We start from the raw sequence: 20245 nt of genomic DNA, 5'->3' as shown, positions 1-20245 counted from the left end.
TCCCTCCGGCAGGAGATAGCCGATCTCTTTGAGGAAGTTCTGGTAGGCCTCCATATCGACCGGCGCGCCATGCTCGCTATACCAGGCATCGAGCTTCGCCTGGAGTTCGTCACGCCGCGCGAGAAGGGCGCGATTTCTTGGTGTCAGGTCATCGACAATGGACGCAAAGTCGGCCCAGAAAGTCGCATTCTCGACGTCGGTGCCTGGTAGTGCCTCGTCGCAAACGCAATCATAGAGTTCCCGAGCAAGCGTTAGCCCAGCGGCTGCAACGACGGATGAGCGAAATGCATCATTCATATTCGCTCCAGATTCACGCGGCATGGCGGGATACCACCGGCAGACTGTCAGCAACGATATGCGCCAGCACGTCGGACGTGGCCGCGGACAATGTCCAGCCAAGATGTCCATGTCCCGTATTGTAAAACACGCCCGGCGCGCGTCCTTTTCCAACACGAGGCATCATATTTGGCATCATTGGGCGCAGCCCGGCCCATGGAACCACACGGTTTGTGTTTACTCCTGGGAACAGGTCACGGGTCCAATCAACCAAAGGCCTGATCCGATCATCTCTGATGTCGCGATTGTAGCCATTGAATTCCGCCGTGCCCGCCACTCGAAGGCGGCCATCGCCGAGCCGGCTGGTAACTATCTTTGCTCGGTCATCAAGCAAACTGACCCAGGGCGCGGCAAACTGGGAGCGCTCGTCGTCAAGGTGTACCGTTATCGAATATCCTTTTACGGGATAGATGTTCAGGCGGTCGCCGAGCATCCCTGCAAATTGACGGCTTGCAGAGCCCGCACAGACTACAATCCCGTCGGCCTGCAAGATTTGCTCGACTCCCTTCCCCTCACCGTTTTGCGCCATATAGGACACCCGGAGCCGGTCGCGGGGGTCGATACGAGCAACCATTGCGTCGTACTCAAACGTGCCCCCTAACCTCTCGCAAGCTCTAGCTAAGCCTATGGTGTATTTGTGAATATCGCCGGTCGAATCCGAGGGCGTGAAAAAGCCGCCGTAAAATTTTCCATGCAACGTAGGTTCAATAGACGCGATCTCTTCTGGCGTCACGGGCCGCCGATCGAGTCCGCCATCCGTGAGCATTCCATTCACCTTCGTTGCGTGGTCGAAACCCAGCTTGTCCCAGTAAATATGTAGAATCCCCCGCGTTACGTGATCAAACTCGATGCCTTCGCGGTCCGCGATGTCAAACATATGCTGCCGAGCGGATATGGCCAGCCGAGCGGTAGCAACGGTGTTGTCGCGGTACTTTGCAATATTGGACACGAATTCGGCTAGCCAACTGTATTTATGCCAGTTCGGCGCAGGATTCATGAGCAACGGAGCGTCTGCCTTGAGCATCCACTTGATGCCTTTAATGACGGTGGACCAGTGATTCCAAACCTCAGCGTTACTCGCTGACAACTGCCCGCCATTTGCAAACGAAGTCTCCATCGCTGCATAGCGTTGCCGCTCGAGGACAGTTACGTCATAACCTTGCATCAAAAGGGCATAGGCAGTCGACACGCCTGTAATGCCGGCGCCAATCACAATTATCTGCGTCATTTGGAACTCCAGAAAGAAGAATGGGTGCAAGCCGATAGACCTGCGGCGACCCCCAAATCTGTCTCCTTTACCTGAGAGCTTAGCCCGGATGACCTGCTGGGCGCTTTCCCCTTCGGTGGGCGCAAAGGCACCTCTCTCCAGATTGTCCTACTGTACGGTCACTTGTGCCTGAGAGTTTCCTTGGGGGGTTGCTCCGTCGGCGTCGGCGCTAGACCGATCTCTCCCGTACAGCGTGCTGAACAACCGATTTATAGATGTTCTTGCCCAGCGATAAACTGGATTTTTGCCGCCTTATTGAAACAAGACAGGCAAAAATCGGAGGTATTTGAAACGCGCGGCGGAATCCGTAGGTATGAAGGGGAGCAATGAGTGCGGCCTCGGCGGTGACATAGTGCGCCGTCGCACCGATCAGCTTCACGCCGCGCTCATAGGCCTGCTTGTAAGGGTTGGCCCCCTTGGCAAAGACTGTGAATTCTGCTCACCCCAATACGGTCTCGACCAGCGTTACCCAGTAGCCAATCCCATACGGCAAAGCTTCGTCATCGAAGTCAAACGCTGGACTATGACACGCAGGTGTTGGCCCATTGCCAAGGAAAATGTAAGCCCCCGGTCGGGCTTCGAGCATGAATGCGAAATCCTCCGCTCCCATGGCAAATTTCACGTTATCGTCAACGGATGCAGAACCGACAAGATCGCGCGCCGCCTGGAGCGCTAGAGTGGTTTCCTCCGTGGAATTAAAGGTCGCTGGAACCGATCGGATATATTTGAACTCAATATCCCCGTCGAAGCCTCGCGCAATGCCTTGGGCAGAAGCAAAAATCTCTTGCTCGGCGAAATCCCGGAGGCGGGATTCAGAGGTTCTGACGGTCCCGCCGATCCCGACCTGATCAGGAATGACATTGTACGCCTGCGCGGCATTTAACTTGGTGATAGAGATTACCAGCGACTCCAGGGGATCGGTCTTACGCGATACCAAGGTTTGCAGGCCAATAATGATTTGGGCTGCAATGACAACGGGATCGACAGTTCTATATGGATGGGCGGCATGGCCACCCCGGCCTTTAACGATGATATCGAAGTCATCTTGGGAGCCCATGATCGAACCATGACGAATGCCGAACTTGCCGACTTCGATGCCCGGGGCGATGTGCATCCCAAAAACCTGCGAGATTCCGAAGCGATCCATGATGCCTTCTTGCACCATTTTAAAGCCGCCCGTTGGAAATTCTGGCTCCTCGGCGGGCTGGAAAATAAGGGCAACGGAGCCCTTGAAGTTGCGGCGCCTCGCAAGATGCTTTGCGGCGCCGAGGAGCATGGCAGTATGACCGTCATGGCCGCAGGCGTGCATTACACCAGAGATTTTTGAGGCCCAAGGCTTATTTGATGTCTCGACTATTGGCAGGGCATCCATATCCGCTCGCAAGCCAATCGTGGGCCCCTCGCCGCCTTCTCCCTGGATCAAGGCGACGACGCCGGTCCCAGCGATTCCGGTTTCAATTTGATTTATTCCAAATGCAGCGAGCTTTTCGGCGACAAACTTTGCGGTATTGTACTCCCGGAAGTAAAGTTCGGGGTTTTCATGTAGATAACGGCGCCAAGTAGTAACTTCGCCTTGCAGTTCGCGGAATTCGTTAATATCTCTCATGTTTGCATAAACCCTTTGACCTCTTAGAACCTATGCCACCTCGCCGTGCATCTCTCATGCGGAAGTGCGACGTAGCTCGATTGGATAGAGCTGTAACTCGAGTCGAACCGGCTGATCGCAACCACTCTCGTAGAATTCAACACCGGATTGAGGACCGACAAATCCTTCGGCTGTCGGATACCCTTTGCGACCTCATCCACCGTCACTTCCAAGTACAACCTTTTTGGGATTTTCGACGGCCGACTGTATCGAAGCTACCATCCTGTTCGATCTTTTCGAGCTTGCTTCCTTTCGAATGACTTTCCATAAATTCTCTATTGCAGCATTTACCCCTTGGTCTCTTCAGCTGGAGTAAACGAGGTAAGCCCACTAGGCTGTGAGGCATCAACCACGACGTCTGTTGCTGACGCGCGCACATGGCAAGCCACAAGACGCCCATCTGCCATTGGAACCAGAGGCGGTACATCGACGCGGCAACGCTCGACCGCAAGCGGACAACGAGGATGGAACGCGCAACCGCTTGGCGGGTTGACCGGGCTTGGCACCTCCCCTTCCACGAGCGCCTCCAGCCGAACCCGGGTTGGGTCAGGCACGGGCGCTGCGGCGATCAGCGCCTCTGTGTAGGGGTGGACTGGCTTGGCAAACAGAGCCTCGGACGGCGCGAGTTCCACAATCCGCCCCAGATACATGACCGCCACGCGATGGCCGATATGCTGGACGACACCAAGATCATGTGAGATGAACACGAAGGCGATACCCATCTGCTGCTGGAGGTCCAGGAGCAGGTTCAAGATCTGTGCCTGCACCGACACGTCAAGGGCTGAGACTGCTTCGTCTGCGATGATCAGTGAGGGTTGAAGAGAAAGCGCTCGCGCAATGCCGAGACGCTGCCGCTGGCCGCCCGACATCTCGGATGGCAGCCTGTGCATCATCTCGGGCGACATTCCGACCTTCTTTAGAAGGTCCGCGGCAAGTGCGTTGCGCTGCTTGCGGCTCAGGCGCTCAAAATTCTCGACGGGCTCGGTGATGATCTGCCTGGCGGTGAGACGTGGGTTCAGCGACGAATAAGGATCTTGAAAGACCATCTGCATTCGACGTCGAAACGTCCGGAGAGCGCCCTTCTTGAGACTCGCTATGTCGGTCCCGTCGATCATGACGCGGCCGATTGTCGGCTCAATGAGGCGCATCAACAGCCGGGCCACTGTCGACTTGCCACAGCCCGATTCGCCAACGATGCAGAGCGTCTCGCCAGCTTCGACGGAAAACGACACATCCTCCACGGCCCGAACGACCGGAATTTTCCTCTTCAGCAATCCAGCGCCAATTGGATAATGCTTGGTCAGATTCTCAACTTTCAGCAACGGACCGCTCATGCCTTAATTACCTCTTCAGAACGCCAGCAGGCCGCTGCGTGACCTGGGATAACATCACGTAGATCGGGCGTCTTCTCGCGGCAGATGTCGATTGCGAACGGGCATCGGGGCGCAAAGCTGCAGCCGATGATGGGCTCACGCAGGCTTGGCACGATCCCGGGAATTTCCGGAAGACGACGCTGTCGACCTTGCCGCCGATGCGGAACAGAGCGCATCAAAGCCCGAGTGTAAGGGTGAGCCGGGCGCGCGAAGAGCTCATTTACCGTGGCCTGCTCGACGATTCTGCCAGCATACATGACGATCACCCGCTGGCATGTCTCGGCCACAACGCCCAGATCATGGGTGATGAACATCACGGCCGTTCCCGTGCGCTCCTTTAGATCCACGATCAACCGCAAAATTTGGGCCTGGATTGTGACGTCAAGCGCAGTAGTTGGCTCGTCTGCAATCAGCAATTCCGGGGAGCAGGCAAGCGCCATGGCGATCATTGTGCGCTGACGCATGCCACCCGACATTTCATGGGGATAGTTATGAACCCGTCGGCCGGCATCAGCAATTCGTACCAGCCGGAGCATCTCTTCGGCCTTTTCCATGGCTGCCGAGCGCGAAGCGTCCGTGTGGATCTGTACTGCCTCGGCAATTTGACGGCCGACCGTGTAAACCGGGTTCAGGCTTGTCATCGGATCCTGGAAGATCATTGCGATTTGGTGGCCACGGATCTGCCGCATCTCCCGATCGGAAAGTCCAAGCAGATCCCGTCCGTGAAAGCGCACTTCACCACCGACCGTCTTTGCCGTCATTCTTGGCAGCAGGCGAAGAATGGAAAGGGCTGTGACGCTTTTTCCGCACCCCGATTCGCCGACAACGCCGAGAGTTTCGCCCTTTTTGATCTGGAAGCTAATGCCCCCCAGTGCGCGCGTAATGCTGTCTTCGCCGTAGAAATGCGTTTCCAGGTCTCTAATATCAAGGAGCACATTGTTCGTTGCTGTTTGAAGCATCTGCATGTCAGCGCCTCCGCTTCGCGCGGGGATCGAACAGATCTCGCAGACCGTCCCCGAGGAGATTGACGGCAAGAACCGTGATCGCAAGACCTATGCCGGGGGCAAAAACCGTCATTGGGGCAATTGCGAGGTACAACCGCGAGCTCGAGATCATGTTGCCCCAGCTCGGAATTTCTGGGGGCACCCCAACACCGAGAAAACTGAGTGCAGCTTCTGTTAGGATCGCGTCTGCGCAGACGATGGCGCTCTGCACCATCAACGGCGGAATTGTACTGGGCAGGATATGCCGCCAAAGCACCTTCGGCAAGCGCGCTCCGCCGCTAAGGGCGGCTTCGACATAAGGACGGCACCGAACGCTCAGAGCTAGAGAACGAACCAGCCGAGTCACACTTGGCATCTGAGGTACCGTAATGGCGAAAATTAAAATCCCGGTTCCTGGCCCTGTCAAAGAGATAAGGGCGATTGCCAACAGGATTGTGGGGATGGACATGAGCCCGTCCATGACCCGCATCACGATATTGTCAAAGGCTCGCACGTAGCCGGAGATGAGCCCGATAAGAACGCCGCCGAGAGCCGCGCCCGCTGCAGATATTAATCCTACCAAAAGCGAAACCTGCGCGCCGTACATGGTGCGCGCGAATACGTCACGGCCGAGATTGTCAGTGCCAAACCACGCATCGGCGGAAGGCGGCTGAAGCCGTTTGAATGGATCCATGTTCAGTGGATCACCAGCGTAAAGCGGAGCAGCGAGAGCTAGAATGATCAGGAGCATCAAAAGGCCCCCGCCCACAGCCACTAGCGGATGCCGCCTTGCCAGGCGAGGCAGGTTAGATAGTCGCAAGCGTCCGGTTGGGACTGTTTCGACTGGTGCGGAAAGATTCGTCATACTAGTACCGGATCCGAGGGTCGACGAGGGTATAAGATAGGTCGACCGCGAGATTGATAACGACGTACAGCCCCGAAACGAGGATAAGCACGCCTTGAATAATGGGATAATCGCGGTTGTTGATCGCATCGACTACCAAACGACCGATACCCGGTATGTTGAACACGGTTTCGGTGATGACGACGCCGCCGATCAGGCCAGCCAAACTTAGGCCGGTGACGGTAAGGATTGGGACACCTGCATTCTTCAGTGCATGGTGGAATAGCATGGCATAGGAAGACGCACCCTTGGCAGCGGCTGTTCTCATATAGTCTTCCGACAGAACCTCGAGCATGCTGGCTCGTGCGATTCGGGCGATGAAAGCAACATAGGGAATGCTCAAAGTTACGGTCGGCAGGATGAGGTGTGTAACCCACAGCGCCAAGTCTTGGTCGATCGACTTGTATCCCTGGACCGGCAGCCAACGGGTGGTGATTGCGAAGAAGTAGATGAGAAAAAAGCCGACGACGAATACCGGAACAGAAAAGCCCAGTGTCGCCAAAGCGATCAGAATGCGATCGACAAGAGCTCCAGTGCGCCAGGCAGCGAGAATCCCTAGAGTCACTCCAACAGTTACCGAAAGGATCATCGTCAGGATGGATAGAGACACAGTCGGTTCCAGCCGCTGTAAGATGAGCTCGATAACCGGCCGCCCGGCAAAGATCGAAGTACCGAAATCGCCGCTGACCATACCGCGCACCCAACGCAAGAACTGAACTAGCATCGGATCGTTCAAACCCATCTGCTGGCGGATGCCTGCAATCACTTCTGCAGTGGCCGATTTGCCGGCAATGATTGCCGCAGGATCGCCCGGTGCCAATCTAAGAAGCAGGAAGACGAAGATCCCGACCATCGCCATGACTGCGATCGAAGAAACCATCCTGCGAAGAATATAACCCATCACGCAGAAGCCCTCTGCATCTTCCTCAGCGGCTGCGGCGTCACTCCAGCATGCAGCGCCTCGATTAGCATGGCTTGTGCCCGAAGAATGGGAGATAGCGATAAAGCCACTCCAGCGGACAATCCCCGCTCAAAGAGATTGCAACGTGAGACTTTCATGCTCAGTTCCCCTTGCTTGCGCGCAACCACGTGCGCCTTGTTCGCTCCCGCGAGAAGCCGAGTTGACCTTTTTCGGTGAACTACGACGTCATAGAAATCATAGACGCCGAGAGCGGCGCGTTCCCGCCAAAATGAGCGAGGTTCTGATGCGCAGAGGTCAGAATCTGGTAAATATTGAAGTTCAAAGCCGGAGCCGGAGCAGCAGCCTACCGGAGCGGGGATTATTTGTGCCCGCGGGTACTGGTTACTCGACAGTCGATTGTCCATCCCTTTACGGAAGGTACAGGGTCCGTCATCCGCGGCCAGTAGACCAAATAAGATAAGTGCTCGAACCTTACGCTGCCTCGCACAAGGAGGTTAGGCTAGTAAGCGCTTGGTGGGGGCAATTCTTCGCCAGGCCAACCGCAAGAAGGCTGTTGTCGCCTCATCCCTAGTTTACAAAGAATGTGTGATTGATTTGCCGAAGCGAGGGTGCAGGACCGCGGACTGCCTACTTGCCACAAGCCATAGCGCATAGCCCCAACTGTGCGCGCTTCTCCGTCGTCGATCGGGGTGCTGGAATGCGGCCGAGTGTCCCCCGCAGCTTGCTGGACAAACTGAGCCGGCAGCCGCTCGCGGATGCCGACAATCATTCTAGGACCGTATTGAATTGCGCACCCGCATCGCCGTCTGAAGCACGGGGACGAGGCGCCCCCGTGCTCGGAACCATCCTGCGGCATGCGGGCCGCCATTGCTCCTCACGCCTTCTGCATGTTCCACATCAGGATGAAATCAGGAACGCCAATGACACCGGTGAGCGACTTACGCCGCGCAATTGGCGAAACAAATTGACCCAAAAAGCCGAAGCCGACGAAATCCCACCAAATCCTTTGCATCTCGCGCGCCAGCGCCCTTCGGTCGTCCAGCGTTTCTACCTCCGCCCATTTAGATCGAAGGGCCTCATATTCCTCGTTCTTCGGCCAACCGTACCACCCCTTTTCGCCATCTGCGGTTAGGTAGGCTGCAGAGATAGGATCGCTGAGCGAGAAATTGGAAGTGCTCGTGATGAACATGCTCCAACCGCCGCTCTCTACTGGCCCTTTGTTCGCCCGCCGCGCAGCAACACCGCCCCAGTCGCTTGGTGCAAGTTCAGCATTGACCCCGATCTTACGCAGCGAGGCCGCGAGAAGCTGCGAAGCGTCGCTGGCTTGCGCCCAACTCGTGGGTTGGAGAATGACCACTTTCTCGCCAGCATACCCGGCCTCCTTAAGGAGCTCCCTGGCCTTCTCCAGGTCGCCGCCCTTTTTGAACCAGCCTGTGTTTTGGTCATTGGAATAAGGCGTATCGTTTCCAAATATCGATGTGAGGGTACGGCCATATTTTGGATCGGGGGCCATGACGCGCAAGAATGCCTCCTGATCGATCAAGTGAAGCATCGCTTGACGCACTTTCACACTGTCAAATGGCTTCTGCAGGCAGTTCATGCGTAAAAACATTGCCTCGCCTCCGCCATCCAGTACCTGGAGGGCAAGGTTGGGGTCACTTTCGATCGCTGAGTAAAGGTCAGCCTGCGGCCTTGGAAGGAAATCAATTTCACCAGCCTGCAAGGCTGAGAACGCGGTCTGCTGATCGGCGATATTTTCCCAGTATACACGATCAACGTTGACGACCTTCCCACCGGCGAATCCATCGGATGGCTCCCTACGCGGCACGTACTTCTCATTGCGGTCATAGGCGAAGCTCGCGCCCGGCTTGGCAAGATCATGGTTGAATTTGAACGGCCCCGATCCGATATTCGCGGTCACCTGCTCGGTGACGGGGCGATCTGCGTCCTTCTCGCGCATAATGAATAGCGGGTAATTAGTAATCTCCGCCAACCGGTCGATTAGCAGCCCCAGGGGCTCCTTGAGTGCGATCGTAAAGGTCCTGTCGTCCTTCTTGGAGATGTCGCTGGCCCGCTCGATCACCAACTGGCCCCCAGACGTCTGCCCCCAGCGGCGAATCGAGGCGACGCAGTCCGCAGCTGTGACGGGGGTGCCGTCGTGCCAGCCCAAGCCGTCCCGCAGTTCGAACGTGTAGGTCTTCTTGTCGTCGGAAACGCCCCACTCCGCCACCATTTGCGGCTGTGGCATAAATTTGGAATCAAGCGAAAACAGAGTGTCGTATACGGCAAATCCGTGGTCGGTTGTGGTATTGGTCGTTGTACTGTACGGGTCAAAGACCGTAAGATCTTGCTTGACCATACGCACCGTCCGCGCATCGGCTGGTGCCGACTGTGCCCGTAGGACTGACGGGATCGTTAGGGCTGTTCCAGCGGCCACGCTCATCTTGAGGACATTGCGGCGAGAGATTGTCATTTCTATTCCCCTTCCAGTTTACGGCGCCGTTGTTCGGCCCTTGTTCAGTCCTGTCGGCGCAGCGAGCGAGGCGGCATGATCCTTCTAAACGCCCCCTCAAGCGGCGACTATGGAAAGCGTAATGACTGGGGGCGGAACGTTTGCGCCAAAATTCACCGACGGTTGAAGGAAAAGCCCTAAAGAGCAGCGTTCTTTGAAATGCACAGGGCTCCGCTGATCTCATGAGGCCAATCTTAAAATCGGCTCAACCCACGTCCCATTCGGGGAGTGTGAGCAAGAGCGTACGAGGAACATGCATGCTCGTGCTTTCACGTCCCGTAGCACGTTTCTACGACCGCCTCCGTGCCGAATGCGGCCCTTGAAGACGAGTTCGAAGAGGCCCAGATTATGACATTCAACGTCAGTCAGAAGGGAGAACGCGTGTGACGGAGCTAATGCCGGAATTGAAGACGCCTAGGCATCGAAATCCAATCGGCCGATGTCTCCCAGCATCTTGATGATCGGAACGTAGTAGTTTGAATCGTAGGCTGCCGCATTCTCCAGCACGCTGAAGAAGACGCCCACCACACCGCTCGTGAGGTCCGCAATCATGTACTGGCCGCCATAGCCACCATGCCCCAGCCAACGGCCGTCGGTGTTCGTTTGATTGCTGTAGCGTAGATGCTCCCGGGGCGGAGACATAGGGATTCCGGCCTGCAAAGAGCCCTCGATAAAGGAGGCGCTGCCTATCCGCTGGTCATCAATACCTTTTCCACGTCTTACAAGGAGCGAACCGTATCGCGCCAAGTCGCGCGCTGTGAGACACACCCCCCCATCCATTGTTGGGAAGCCCTCCCGATCCGTAGTTGTATATAGACAGCCCTCAATCCCTGCCGCGTCAGCAATGTCCGCTAGATAGGAACGCATCGGCCGGCCGCTCACCACTTCAGCAATCATCGCGAGCACATCCGTGTTGGCGGACTTATAATCGACGAAGCCTTTACGGTTGGTCGTGTCCGGCGAGCTTATGGTTGCCAGAAAGCTGCGCATGGTATGCTCGCGCCCGGGTTCGGCCGGCAATCGCCAGCCCATGGCCTCCTCGTGCGCAAAGATAGTAGCATATGGATTGGTGTAGTCCTCACTGTAATCATTGGCGACATCCATGTCCATGACCTGCTGGACCGTCGCAGTGGCATAACCGCTCCTGATCCACGGTAGATAGTGGTCAACCCTATGATTCAGATCAATTTTATTTTCGTCCAGCAAGAGGCCGATCACTAGGTTCATCATCGTCTTGCTGATTGATTGGATGCTGTGCGGACGAGTTGGACCGAAATCCGGCGCGTAGCGCTCGAATAGAAGTTCATCGCCCCGGATGACGGTCATGGCGGAAAACCACGGAAGCGAGGTCAATTGACGGACCGCCTCCATTTCGGCGATGCGGAGATCCATGCATCTGCGGAGCGGCATTACCCGGGCGGCGCGAAAGCTCAGGCCGTAGCGCGCGAGACGATGCAAGTTGTGAAAGCCGTGTCGGCGATAGTCTGGCTGGTTCCAACGGGGCTTGTTGTCTGCACCTACTGTCAGGTCTGGGTTGGTCTCGCTCACAGCATTTCCTCCGGATTTTGCGCGCAGTGTAAGACTGACAATCGATAACAAGTAAGCGAGCTGAGTTTTCGTCAAAGTGCGCTAACTGTTGCAATGGCCACGGCCCCAACCGGGTCGGCATGAAATAGGCGGCGTCGTCTATCCACGACAAGCGCGGCTGCAGCTCTTCGACGGCGCAGCACCTAATGAAATCGTGCGCCCCGCCGCCGGAACACCTGGCGCGCTACATAGATGAGTCGAAGGGGCGCCGGTGTCAGGCTGCGCTGTTCGTGAGACTGTTCTCCCCAAGCCCACACCGACTGTTTGATCCTCGACGACTTAGGCGCTTTTCAGCAGACGAGCATCCCGTATTCCCGCGACAGGCAGAGGGCGTTGGACGGAATGATCGCGGAAGGCGGGTGGCGGGTGGCGTGGGAGTGGTCCCATTAAACCTCACCATCCCGATCTATAAGAACGGGCGGGATGTTCGGAGCAAGGGTGGCAGATACATCCGCTCGATTTCCGCCATGCTTGTCTTGCCTGCCGCGAGACCGACATTGAGGGCGGCCAAGGTCTTTCCGTTGGCCCCTTTCAGAGGGACTGCAAGCGCGCACAGCCCGATTCTTCCTGATTGATGGATGCAAAACCGCGCTCATTCACTTTGCGATCTCTGCCAACAACGTATCAACGTTCGTCACCGTGTACTCTGTCCGAGCAATCAGCTGCGATGCCCGAAGCAGTCGAAGGGTCGTTTCCTCCCCAGCGGCTGCGAGGAGCACGCGTCCCATAGAAGTACAATATGCAGGCAGGCGCGAGCCCGGCATCAATGTTTTCAAGATCACCCGGCGTTGGGCCGCGCGGGCTATGTACACGATCTCGGTTTCGTCGAGGATGGATACCGATGTGCTCTGCCCGATCTCTTCCGAAAGCAGATCGAGGAACGGCTGAGCGATTCGCGGCAGAGGCATCGCTGCCAGGCAGCCGGTGCCAAGCCGGAGCACTAGAGCTCGTGCCGCAGGGCACGTTCGAAACGTGCCCGAGAAGTCTGCGAGATGGGCCTTCGGATGCTCGCCCTTGCGATCCGGACTGTAGAAGTAGGAGACGGCGGGCGGCGTCTCATCGCCCCAGGGACCGCGCATAAATCTCCGACTGCCGGTAGAGTGGAAGATGATCGCAATATTTGGCGGTGAGCACATGCGCGACCAGCCCCGGTCCCGGTTTGCCGCGCTCGATCGGCAGGGACGGCATCGTTGGCTTGACGTCGTTGTCACAGCCCTTGCAGGTGAAGCGCGGCTGCACATGGCGTACGACCCGGAAGGAGGCTGGGACATAGTCGAGCACCTCGGTGACGGCCTCCCCATTGAAGTCGGAGCCACCGCAGACCGGGCAGGCGCAAGCCGCCTGGTGCACGACCTCCTGTCGCGGCAGATGATCCGGCAATGGTTGACGGCTCGGCTTCGCCTTTTCTCGGCTGCCAGAGACGCCACGCGCAGAGACCTCGATCTCGGCCTCCGCCGCCTCGATGTCTTCCAACGCCAGCTCAAGCTGCGCGATCGAGCGTTCGATCTTCTCCGACGAGGCACCGAAGCGGGCCCGTCGCAGAACGGCAAGCTGGGCCTTCAGCTTCTCGATCAAAGTGTCGCGCGAGCGCAGCTTCTGGCTTTGACGCGCCAGTTCCTCGGCCTGTGCGGCGATGATCGCGCGCAGGCTCTCGACGTCATCCGGCAAGTCGGAAAGGCTCTGTCCCATGGCCGGAACGTATAGCTGATTTGGCCTCAGCTCACCAGCTATCACAATGGAAAGATTGGATTTTTGTCCTATGCGACACGCGTCGGCGCAGACGTCCATGACGGCCGCCGCCAGTCGATCCCTTCCCAAAGCATCGCCAGTTGCGCCGCCGTCAGCCGGGCCATGCCATCGGCAGCCGAGGGCCACGGAAAGCGGCCTTTCTCCAGGACCTTGTAATAGCTGCAGAAGCCCTGGCCATCCCAGAACAGAAGCTTGATCCGGTTGCCGCGACGCCCGCGAAAGACGAACACCGATCCGGACGCCGGCTTTTGCCGCAGCGCCGTCTGCACAAGTGCCGTCAGTCCGTCGATCCCCTTGCGCATGTCGGTCACCCCGCAGGCGAGATAGACGCGCGCATTCGCACCCGGTCCCATCATGCTTCTTCCATCGATCGGATCAGGGCCTTCAGTGTTTCCGGCGCGATCGAGGCATCGACCTTCAGGATGCGGCCACCTTTGCAGCCGATCTCGATGCGCGACGGTTTTGCCGATCGTTTTGGTGCGAGCCATTCTGCTGCCGCGGCTCGATCCGTTTCGCCATCCGCATTCGACCCAATCAGCGCCACCGGCAACAACGTCACGCCTGATCCACCCGGCGGCCTGTTATCCCGGCCAAGCTTCTTGCGCGAGGTGTAAATTTGCTGCGGGAGGATGTCGTGCCGGCGGGCAATCTCGGCGACGCCAGAGCCGCTCGTCTCCACCTCGTCCAGAATCCGAAGCTTGTCCTCGTGCGTCCAGATAGGGCGGCGCTCGACGCCCGTCAGAAATTCAACTCGCCCCATAAGTTCACCCTTCGTTACGTCGCTAACTACGGAATTAGCGACGTAACTTCAGCGCACGGGGCAAAATCTCAAAGGCTGCTTCACCGGACGCTTACCATGTCTCTGCTTCTGGCTGGTCTCCCTGTCACAGTAACGGGCACCACAATGAACCGTCTTTGCGGTTCCGGCATGGACGCTGTCATCGCGGTCGCCCGCCGTCAAGTCTGGGGAAGCCGAGCTGATGATCGCCGGCGGCGTGGACAGCATGAGCCGCGCGCCTTTTGTCATGCCGAAGGCCGAGACCGCTTGCTCCCGCAACGCGGAGATCTACGACACCACGATCGGCTGGCGCGGCCCGTCTCGGTCTCACTGCCGACCAGTTCGACGTCATAGCTCAATGAAGCCTTCGCGTCCCAAGGCATCGCCACGCTTCGCGACCTTGGCATTGCCGACAACGACGCGCGCGTGAACCCGAACGGCGGAGCGATCGCGCTTGGACATCCGCTCGGCATGTCGGGCGCCCGCATCTCAGGTACGGGAGCGCTCGAACTCTCGCTGCGCAAGGGCAGGTACGCACTGGCTACCATGTGCATCGGGGTGGGGCCAGGGATTGCGGTCGCGCTTGAGCGCGTCTAACCCAGGCGGAAATGCAGGCTGCTCGCGCTGCATGTGACGCAAGCGACTGGATCGCAAACGCAACTCAACGACCGTCGAACACAACGGCGATTCCGCAAATGAACGAACAAGCTGCAGCACGTCGTCGGCGTACGGGCGTACCTCAGGGTTTATCTAGGACAGCGCGGTCATGAAGACCTAAGTGAGGATGCTACGAGAGGGTGAGCCGCGGGGCTATTCGGCACCGCGGCTCGATTATTTTCTATCCTGATGCGTCAATCGTACCGCTCGGCGTAAGCTTCTCGCGCCGGACCCTGCAGGTCGAACCGTAGCGTTTCGTCGCTTGTATCGGATTTCGCATTCAACAAAAGCTTTGCACGTCAACCGCGGATGCCAACCGTCGAAAGGGTCAGTTTGCAAAGGTCCGTGATGTCATAGATCGGCAACCCTGTCTTTCGCCGAAGAGTATTTGTCACAACCGGGAAACCGGTGCACTCGAAGAGTATCAAAGCAATCTCGGGATGCTCGATGCGGAGTCGCGCGATGCAGCCGCCAACCTCCTGTTCGATCTGCTCGACGTCCGTTCGCACGAGTGGGCGGGCTAAAGCGTTGCGTACGTATATCCCATCTTGAATTCCCCCGATGACTACGCGCTTCCGATCGAAAGCTTGATGTATGCCCAGTAGGTCTTCGGTGCAATGCCGTGAGTCAGCTGTTATTACGGCTAGCTTTTTTGCAGGGGCTAACTGACGCAGCAGAGCATGAACGAGAAGCAGGCTTGAGGTCACGACCGGCACATCGACCGCTGCAGAGATCGCTGCTTGATGACGAATCATAAAGCCGCAGTCAGCAGTGATCACGTCGGCACCTCGATCGACGAGGCGCCGGGCGGCAGCCACACAGGCGCCTTCTAGCGAAGCGTCACCCCGAATGACAACCTCGGCAAAAGCACTCTCCACCATTTCGGTAATTATGGGCCGATTAAAGGTTGCTGGATGGAAGAGCGATTCTTCACGCGGAAGATAAGCCGGGTCGTCAGGCGACAGGCCTTCGTCCAGCTCAAGTATTCCAAGAACGGTACTGCCTTGAGAAGACATTTGGGTGCGGCTCCTTCCTGCCAATAAGCTGTACTGTTTTCAAACATCGTCTAACTTGACACGAAACGGTAACCCTCGTGCGCATTCGGCGGATTAGCAACAGTATACCGGCGGACCTCAACTCATCGATGACCGTAAGTTGCCGTGCTGCCCATTCAGAGCTATGCGTCTGAGATAGTGACGACTCTGCGTGGTGTGTTGGTCAGCACCTCGACTCCTGATTCTGTGACGCGAATTGACTCGCTGAACATGTAGCCAAAATCCTCGTCGAACCAGTTGCCCAACATAAGATGAAAGGTCATGTTCGGCTTCAATTCAGTCATGTCCCCCTTTTGAAAGCTTGCAGTAGGCTCTATCCAACCGATCCCATTGGCGTAACCACAGCGGGACTCTTTCTTCAGGCCATGCTTTTTATAAATCCGGTGGAATGCTGCTGAGACATCGCTGCAGCTACGCCCAGGCCGGATGGTTTCCAGAGCTGCTTCCAAACCGGCGAGGTGCGCATCGTGAACCCGCTGAAGACGCTCCGAGGGCTCACCGATTGAGAAGGTCCGCATTAGCGGAACAGTGTAGCCGTGCCGGACACCAGCGATCTCGATATTGATCTGTGATTCCTTGCGGAATAAGTCCTCGCTCCAACGAATGTGAGCCGTTCCCGTTCGTGGAGAGGAGACAAGGGTGATCTCCGGGATATATGTACCTGGCTTGCCATTCGCGCCCCGTGCAAGCGCCGCCGCAATTTCGGCGACGGCGTCGGCCTCGCGTACACCGATACGTATCACTTCAGCTGCCCGTTGCATCGCAGCGTCCGTGATCGCAGCAGCCTCGCGCATGATGGCGATCTCGAGGTCTGACTTGATGATCCGTATCCACGTCACGAGGTGTGTACAATCCTCAATTCTTGCATCAGAGAAACGGGACCGGAACTTCGTCACCGCGTGGAAGCGCAGCTCTCCGAGTTCGAGCCCTATTCCTCCGGCTTCGAGACCCTTTTCGTACATGAAATCGATAATTGCATCGTAGCCATTTTTTTCTGGAGTACCGATCAGAGTTTCCGGATACGCGACTATTCGGTCACGGCTCATGAACGTTTGGTGGATTGCTGCGGGGGCATCCATCTGACGCAGGATGAAAATGGGTTCTTCCTCGTGAAGCAAAACAATGATTCCCTCAGGCACGTAGCCTGATGGAGTAGTATACCCTGTGAGATACGTTATGTTATGCGTATTAAATACTATAAGCGCCTCAACGCCTCGCCGAGCCATCTCCGACTTAGCGGCGGAAAGCCGACGTAGAAACTCCGCCCTTGGGAAGGCTTGGGGGCCTTTGCAGATCGGCATTGTCTTACTCCCTATTTTGAGAAAACGGTCCTAGGGTGAAGAAGGCGGTCCCAGCTGTTCCTCCGGCCGCGATTCCGCAGAGAAGGCGCGCGAAATGCGTTTCGCGAAGCTTCCAGGTTCTGGCCCGACGGACGACTGACGCCACGAGCCAGTCAGTGCTGCAAGATTTGGCTGAGGAAAAGCTTGGTTCTATCGTGCTGGGGGTTGGTGAAGAAGTCTTTCGGAGTTGCTTCCTCGACAATCCGGCCAGCGTCCATGAAGACCACCCGGTCGGCGACGGCGCGGGCAAAGCCCATCTCGTGGGTGACGCATACCATGGTCATGCCATCGCGCGCCAAGCTCGTCATCGTCTCGAGCACCTCCGACACCATTTCCGGGTCGAGCGCGGAGGTGGGTTCGTCGAACAGCATGATGGCCGGCTCCATGCATAGCGAGCGGGCGATGGCGACGCGCTGCTGCTGTCCACCCGATAGCTGGACAGGATATTTGTTCGCCTGTTCTGGAATGCGCACGCGCTCGAGGAACTTCAAGGCCGTTTTCTTGGCTTCGGCTTCGGACACGCCTTTGATCCACATTGGACCCGCCATACAGTTCATCAGAGCTGTCATGTGGGGAAAAAGGTTGAAGTGTTGGAACACCATGCCGACATTCTTGCGCACCTCGGTCACATCGTGCATTTTGTTATGCAATCGGATCCCATTGACGGTGATCTCGCCCTCCTGGTGCGCCTCGAGCCGGTTGAAGCAGCGGATCAGCGTCGATTTCCCTGATCCGGAGGGGCCGCAGATGACGATGCGTTCGCCCTTACGCACTGTAAGATTGACGTCAGTCAGTGCTCTGAAGGTGCCGTACCACTTGGAAACGTTCGTAGCCTCGATGATTTTGTCAGAAGAAGTTGGCATTAAGGACAACACTCCTGCTGCGTCCGGCTCGTGGCTCTCATTGAGGACATTTTTTAGCCGCTCCATGTTGCTCGCGCTCATCGCACCTTGCTCCTTCCGTAGTGACGTTCAATTCTGCCTTGGATCAGTTCGAGACAGGCAGATAGAATCCAATATATAAACGCTGCAGCAATTAGCATTTCCATATGGTGGAAGGTCGGTTGGCCGATCGTGCGAGCGAGGAAAGTCAACTCCCACACCCCAAGAACCGAGACGAGCGAACTGTCCTTTAGCATCCCAATGAACGTGTTTCCCATTGGTGGGATAATGACCGGGAGCGCCTGCGGAAGGATAATCCTGCGCATAGTCAGAATAAAGCCAAATCCCATCGACCGGGAAGCTTCCCACTGACCACGATCAATGCTTGCAATACCAGATCTGAAGATTTCCGTCATATAGGCGCCAATGCACAGAGACAGCGCCAAAATTCCTGAAGGGACGGCGTTAATGACAATTCCTAATTGCGGTAGGCCGAGATAGATCAGGTAGATTTGCATCAAAAGCGGCAGGCCACGAAAGAACGACGTGTAGAAACTTGCGAGGCCGTATGCAAACCCGTTGGTTGATAGCTTCGCTATGGCGGCCACTATTCCAATCATTGACGCGAACAACAGGGAGAGCGCTGACACATATAGCGTCGTAATCACCCCTTGCGAAATCAAGAGCGGCAGTTTGTCCCATATAAAAGGCAGGCTCAGATTGAATAGATTGAAAAATCCAATGAAAAGAATAAGCAGCTCAAACCACACTACGCCAATTTGAACTCGCAATGGGACAAAGCCTATTAGCACTAGATTGAGGCAGAACATAACCGCGATTGTAAATGCAATCGCGAATCTCCCATACAGGCCGCTTTCCAAGGGGTTGCCTATAACTGGACGCATGAGTTCGCCCAATGTGGTGCTTGTAAGGTTGAAGGTCATGAAGGCCACGAGCACTAGTGCAAAGATGGCGGCAACAAACCAAGGCTTATGGACGAGCACGTCCGATTCGACCGTATCGGGATAAAGCATAAGAAATCCTCCCTAAGAAGCGGCCCAAGCGAGCCTAGGCCGCTGCAAGGTTATTTTTGGGCAGTGTAGTCTGAACCGTACCACTTGATCGAAAGCTTGGAGAGTGTGCCGTCCTCCCTCATGCTCTTGACGGCTGCCGCAACCTTGTCGCTGAATTCCTTATCGCCATGAAGCACGGCAATTACAGCTGGTGTCGACACGAGTGAACTACCGATAATCTTAAATGGATATCCGGCTTCAATTGCCGCCTTTGCAGCCAACTCCTCATCGAGCAGGCCGTCGAGACGAACGCCGTCGCCGAGACGTAGGTCATCTCTTGCGGCGGAGCCGCTATCATAACTTTTTACCTCCCCCGGCGCGAATTCGTACTTTATCGGTGGGGCGTTATAAATTTCGAGTGTGTGTTTCAGGTAGTTTTCTTCCGAAGATCCGGCAGGAACGCCCATCACCTTGCCATCAAGATCGGAAGGTTTACTAGCTTTGCTATCCTTATGAACGACTGCAACTGTGTTGCCCCAGATGTACACAGCTGGAAAGTCGAATAACTTGGCACGCGGCGCCGTCGGCGTCATCTGACCCATGGCAAGATCCCACCGACCTTCCCATATTCCTGAGGTGATGATATCCCAACCGGGGGTTACGAATTTAGCTTCGGCACCCATATGCTTAGCAACGCCTTTGGCGACTTCGACATCAAAGCCGTCCAGCTCCCCCTTTTCATTCATAAACGAGGCGGGATGCCAGTTGGCGCTTGTCGCCACTGTCAGCGTTTTTTTTGCCAGGACGCGATCGAGCACTTCTCCCGCGTGGGCGGAAATAGCGAAAGTCAATGACGCAAATGCGATCGCTGCAGTCGCCGGCCGAGTGAACGTTTTCAGAGGCCAATTCATCTTCATTCCCCTTTGCTTTATTTGTTGGTCCGATAATCCACCTACCCGTAGGCATTATTTGTGGATTATCATTGATAGTTCACGATGATGGGTTCGTTGCGTCAAAATCCAGTCGCTGCCGCAATGGCCGCTTCAAAAATGGCTTCGTTTGAAATGCATCGGCATCCGCGCCAAGCGCCCATCTCGATCGGCATGTTTCATTGCCGCAGTAGGCCCCCCCAGAGGCAACAGCCCCTGTGAGATTCTCGCTCCATTTGTCGACAGAGCCAATACTTGCAAGAGGCGGGGCCTTACCGGTGGCCGAGATCGAGGACGTCATAGCAAAAGCAGTT

General features: G+C 56.6%; 18 protein-coding genes, 3 pseudogenes and 1 riboswitch. Of the genes and pseudogenes, 1 reads left to right on the top strand and 20 read right to left on the bottom strand.

Annotated features, from left to right (window positions below; all coding sequences use genetic code 11):
- The 14 genes and pseudogenes from CO664_RS29415 to CO664_RS29355 all read right to left on the bottom strand — a co-directional run.
- Nucleotides 1–297 (bottom strand): annotated as a pseudogene (locus CO664_RS29415) (malate synthase G); the annotation flags it as partial.
- Nucleotides 298–310: 13 nt separating this feature from the next.
- The gene (locus tag CO664_RS29410; protein WP_097528024.1) at nucleotides 311–1564 is read right to left on the bottom strand and encodes a D-amino acid dehydrogenase; all 1254 of its coding nucleotides are present in this window, start codon (nucleotides 1562–1564) and stop codon (nucleotides 311–313) included.
- 145 nt (nucleotides 1565–1709) lie between these two features.
- Nucleotides 1710–1800: riboswitch (glycine riboswitch) on the bottom strand.
- Nucleotides 1773–1982, bottom strand: coding sequence for a hypothetical protein (locus tag CO664_RS30920; RefSeq protein WP_176536710.1), 210 nt, complete (start codon nucleotides 1980–1982; stop codon nucleotides 1773–1775). (Overlaps the previous riboswitch by 28 nt.)
- 60 nt (nucleotides 1983–2042) lie before the next feature.
- Complete coding sequence (locus CO664_RS29405; RefSeq protein ID WP_097528021.1) at nucleotides 2043–3209, bottom strand: M20 aminoacylase family protein; 1167 nt, start codon at nucleotides 3207–3209, stop codon at nucleotides 2043–2045.
- A gap of 326 nt (nucleotides 3210–3535) precedes the next feature.
- On the bottom strand, nucleotides 3536–4582 hold the full coding sequence (locus tag CO664_RS29400) for a dipeptide ABC transporter ATP-binding protein (protein WP_234819711.1): 1047 nt from the start codon (nucleotides 4580–4582) through the stop codon (nucleotides 3536–3538).
- A complete protein-coding gene (locus tag CO664_RS29395) occupies nucleotides 4579–5586 on the bottom strand; it encodes an ABC transporter ATP-binding protein (protein ID WP_097528020.1) in 1008 nt (335 codons plus the stop codon). Before CO664_RS29395 ends, CO664_RS29400 begins: the two co-directional genes overlap by 4 nt.
- A 1-nt stretch (nucleotide 5587) precedes the next feature.
- Nucleotides 5588–6469, bottom strand: a complete 882-nt coding sequence (locus CO664_RS29390) for an ABC transporter permease (RefSeq protein ID WP_097528019.1) — start codon at nucleotides 6467–6469, stop codon at nucleotides 5588–5590.
- Nucleotide 6470: 1 nt separating this feature from the next.
- Nucleotides 6471–7412: an ABC transporter permease gene (locus CO664_RS29385; protein ID WP_097528018.1), complete on the bottom strand. Its 942-nt coding sequence runs from the start codon at nucleotides 7410–7412 to the stop codon at nucleotides 6471–6473.
- A gap of 892 nt (nucleotides 7413–8304) precedes the next feature.
- Complete coding sequence (locus tag CO664_RS29380; protein WP_097528017.1) at nucleotides 8305–9903, bottom strand: ABC transporter substrate-binding protein; 1599 nt, start codon at nucleotides 9901–9903, stop codon at nucleotides 8305–8307.
- Between the two features lie 453 nt (nucleotides 9904–10356).
- Nucleotides 10357–11490, bottom strand: a complete 1134-nt coding sequence (locus tag CO664_RS29375) for a serine hydrolase domain-containing protein (RefSeq protein WP_097528016.1) — start codon at nucleotides 11488–11490, stop codon at nucleotides 10357–10359.
- 445 nt (nucleotides 11491–11935) lie between these two features.
- Nucleotides 11936–12470: pseudogene (locus tag CO664_RS31780) on the bottom strand (IclR family transcriptional regulator C-terminal domain-containing protein); the annotation flags it as partial.
- Between the two features lie 115 nt (nucleotides 12471–12585).
- Complete coding sequence (locus CO664_RS29365) at nucleotides 12586–13218, bottom strand: IS66 family transposase zinc-finger binding domain-containing protein (RefSeq protein ID WP_202859974.1); 633 nt, start codon at nucleotides 13216–13218, stop codon at nucleotides 12586–12588.
- Nucleotides 13219–13286: 68 nt separating this feature from the next.
- A complete protein-coding gene (gene tnpB / locus CO664_RS29360) occupies nucleotides 13287–13634 on the bottom strand; it encodes an IS66 family insertion sequence element accessory protein TnpB (protein WP_097528015.1) in 348 nt (115 codons plus the stop codon).
- On the bottom strand, nucleotides 13631–14038 hold the full coding sequence (locus CO664_RS29355; protein ID WP_097528014.1) for a transposase: 408 nt from the start codon (nucleotides 14036–14038) through the stop codon (nucleotides 13631–13633). The genes tnpB and CO664_RS29355 overlap by 4 nt, the downstream gene beginning before the upstream one ends.
- 96 nt (nucleotides 14039–14134) lie before the next feature.
- Between CO664_RS29355 and CO664_RS29350 the strand changes: the two are divergent.
- A pseudogene (locus CO664_RS29350) lies at nucleotides 14135–14653 on the top strand (hypothetical protein); the annotation flags it as partial.
- A gap of 359 nt (nucleotides 14654–15012) precedes the next feature.
- Here the strand turns inward: CO664_RS29350 and CO664_RS29345 are convergent.
- From CO664_RS29345 to CO664_RS31050, 6 genes are all read right to left on the bottom strand, one after another.
- The gene (locus CO664_RS29345) at nucleotides 15013–15729 is read right to left on the bottom strand and encodes a hypothetical protein (protein WP_097528013.1); all 717 of its coding nucleotides are present in this window, start codon (nucleotides 15727–15729) and stop codon (nucleotides 15013–15015) included.
- 161 nt (nucleotides 15730–15890) lie between these two features.
- Nucleotides 15891–17069: a Xaa-Pro peptidase family protein gene (locus tag CO664_RS29340; RefSeq protein ID WP_097528012.1), complete on the bottom strand. Its 1179-nt coding sequence runs from the start codon at nucleotides 17067–17069 to the stop codon at nucleotides 15891–15893.
- Between the two features lie 152 nt (nucleotides 17070–17221).
- On the bottom strand, nucleotides 17222–17971 hold the full coding sequence (locus CO664_RS29335; protein WP_097528023.1) for an amino acid ABC transporter ATP-binding protein: 750 nt from the start codon (nucleotides 17969–17971) through the stop codon (nucleotides 17222–17224).
- A 77-nt stretch (nucleotides 17972–18048) separates the two neighbouring features.
- Complete coding sequence (locus CO664_RS29330) at nucleotides 18049–19023, bottom strand: amino acid ABC transporter permease (RefSeq protein WP_097528011.1); 975 nt, start codon at nucleotides 19021–19023, stop codon at nucleotides 18049–18051.
- Nucleotides 19024–19073: 50 nt separating this feature from the next.
- Nucleotides 19074–19913: a transporter substrate-binding domain-containing protein gene (locus tag CO664_RS29325; protein ID WP_097528022.1), complete on the bottom strand. Its 840-nt coding sequence runs from the start codon at nucleotides 19911–19913 to the stop codon at nucleotides 19074–19076.
- A gap of 79 nt (nucleotides 19914–19992) precedes the next feature.
- Nucleotides 19993–20245: hypothetical protein (locus CO664_RS31050; protein ID WP_210201053.1), on the bottom strand; the 253-nt coding region annotated here is incomplete at its 5' end.

Source organism: Sinorhizobium sp. NG07B (assembly GCF_002532005.1).
In the GTDB taxonomy this organism is placed as follows: domain Bacteria; phylum Pseudomonadota; class Alphaproteobacteria; order Rhizobiales; family Rhizobiaceae; genus Sinorhizobium; species Sinorhizobium fredii_C.
Note: the sequence above shows the minus strand (reverse complement) of the source record. Positions and strands in the feature narration are given on the sequence as shown.

Bases quoted from the DNA above. Each gene is read 5' to 3' on its own strand.
- CO664_RS29410 (WP_097528024.1), bottom strand. From the start codon at position 1,564: ATGACGCAGATAATTGTGATTGGCGCCGGCATTACAGGCGTGTCGACT.
- CO664_RS29405 (WP_097528021.1), bottom strand. From the start codon at position 3,209: ATGAGAGATATTAACGAATTCCGCGAACTGCAAGGCGAAGTTACTACT.
- CO664_RS29400 (WP_234819711.1), bottom strand. From the start codon at position 4,582: ATGAGCGGTCCGTTGCTGAAAGTTGAGAATCTGACCAAGCATTATCCA.
- CO664_RS29395 (WP_097528020.1), bottom strand. From the start codon at position 5,586: ATGCAGATGCTTCAAACAGCAACGAACAATGTGCTCCTTGATATTAGA.
- CO664_RS29390 (WP_097528019.1), bottom strand. From the start codon at position 6,469: ATGACGAATCTTTCCGCACCAGTCGAAACAGTCCCAACCGGACGCTTG.
- CO664_RS29380 (WP_097528017.1), bottom strand. From the start codon at position 9,903: ATGACAATCTCTCGCCGCAATGTCCTCAAGATGAGCGTGGCCGCTGGA.
- CO664_RS29365 (WP_202859974.1), bottom strand. From the start codon at position 13,218: ATGGGACAGAGCCTTTCCGACTTGCCGGATGACGTCGAGAGCCTGCGC.
- tnpB (WP_097528015.1), bottom strand. From the start codon at position 13,634: ATGATGGGACCGGGTGCGAATGCGCGCGTCTATCTCGCCTGCGGGGTG.
- CO664_RS29355 (WP_097528014.1), bottom strand. From the start codon at position 14,038: ATGGGGCGAGTTGAATTTCTGACGGGCGTCGAGCGCCGCCCTATCTGG.
- CO664_RS29345 (WP_097528013.1), bottom strand. From the start codon at position 15,729: ATGTCTTCTCAAGGCAGTACCGTTCTTGGAATACTTGAGCTGGACGAA.
- CO664_RS29340 (WP_097528012.1), bottom strand. From the start codon at position 17,069: ATGCCGATCTGCAAAGGCCCCCAAGCCTTCCCAAGGGCGGAGTTTCTA.
- CO664_RS29335 (WP_097528023.1), bottom strand. From the start codon at position 17,971: ATGCCAACTTCTTCTGACAAAATCATCGAGGCTACGAACGTTTCCAAG.
- CO664_RS29330 (WP_097528011.1), bottom strand. From the start codon at position 19,023: ATGCTTTATCCCGATACGGTCGAATCGGACGTGCTCGTCCATAAGCCT.
- CO664_RS29325 (WP_097528022.1), bottom strand. From the start codon at position 19,913: ATGAATTGGCCTCTGAAAACGTTCACTCGGCCGGCGACTGCAGCGATC.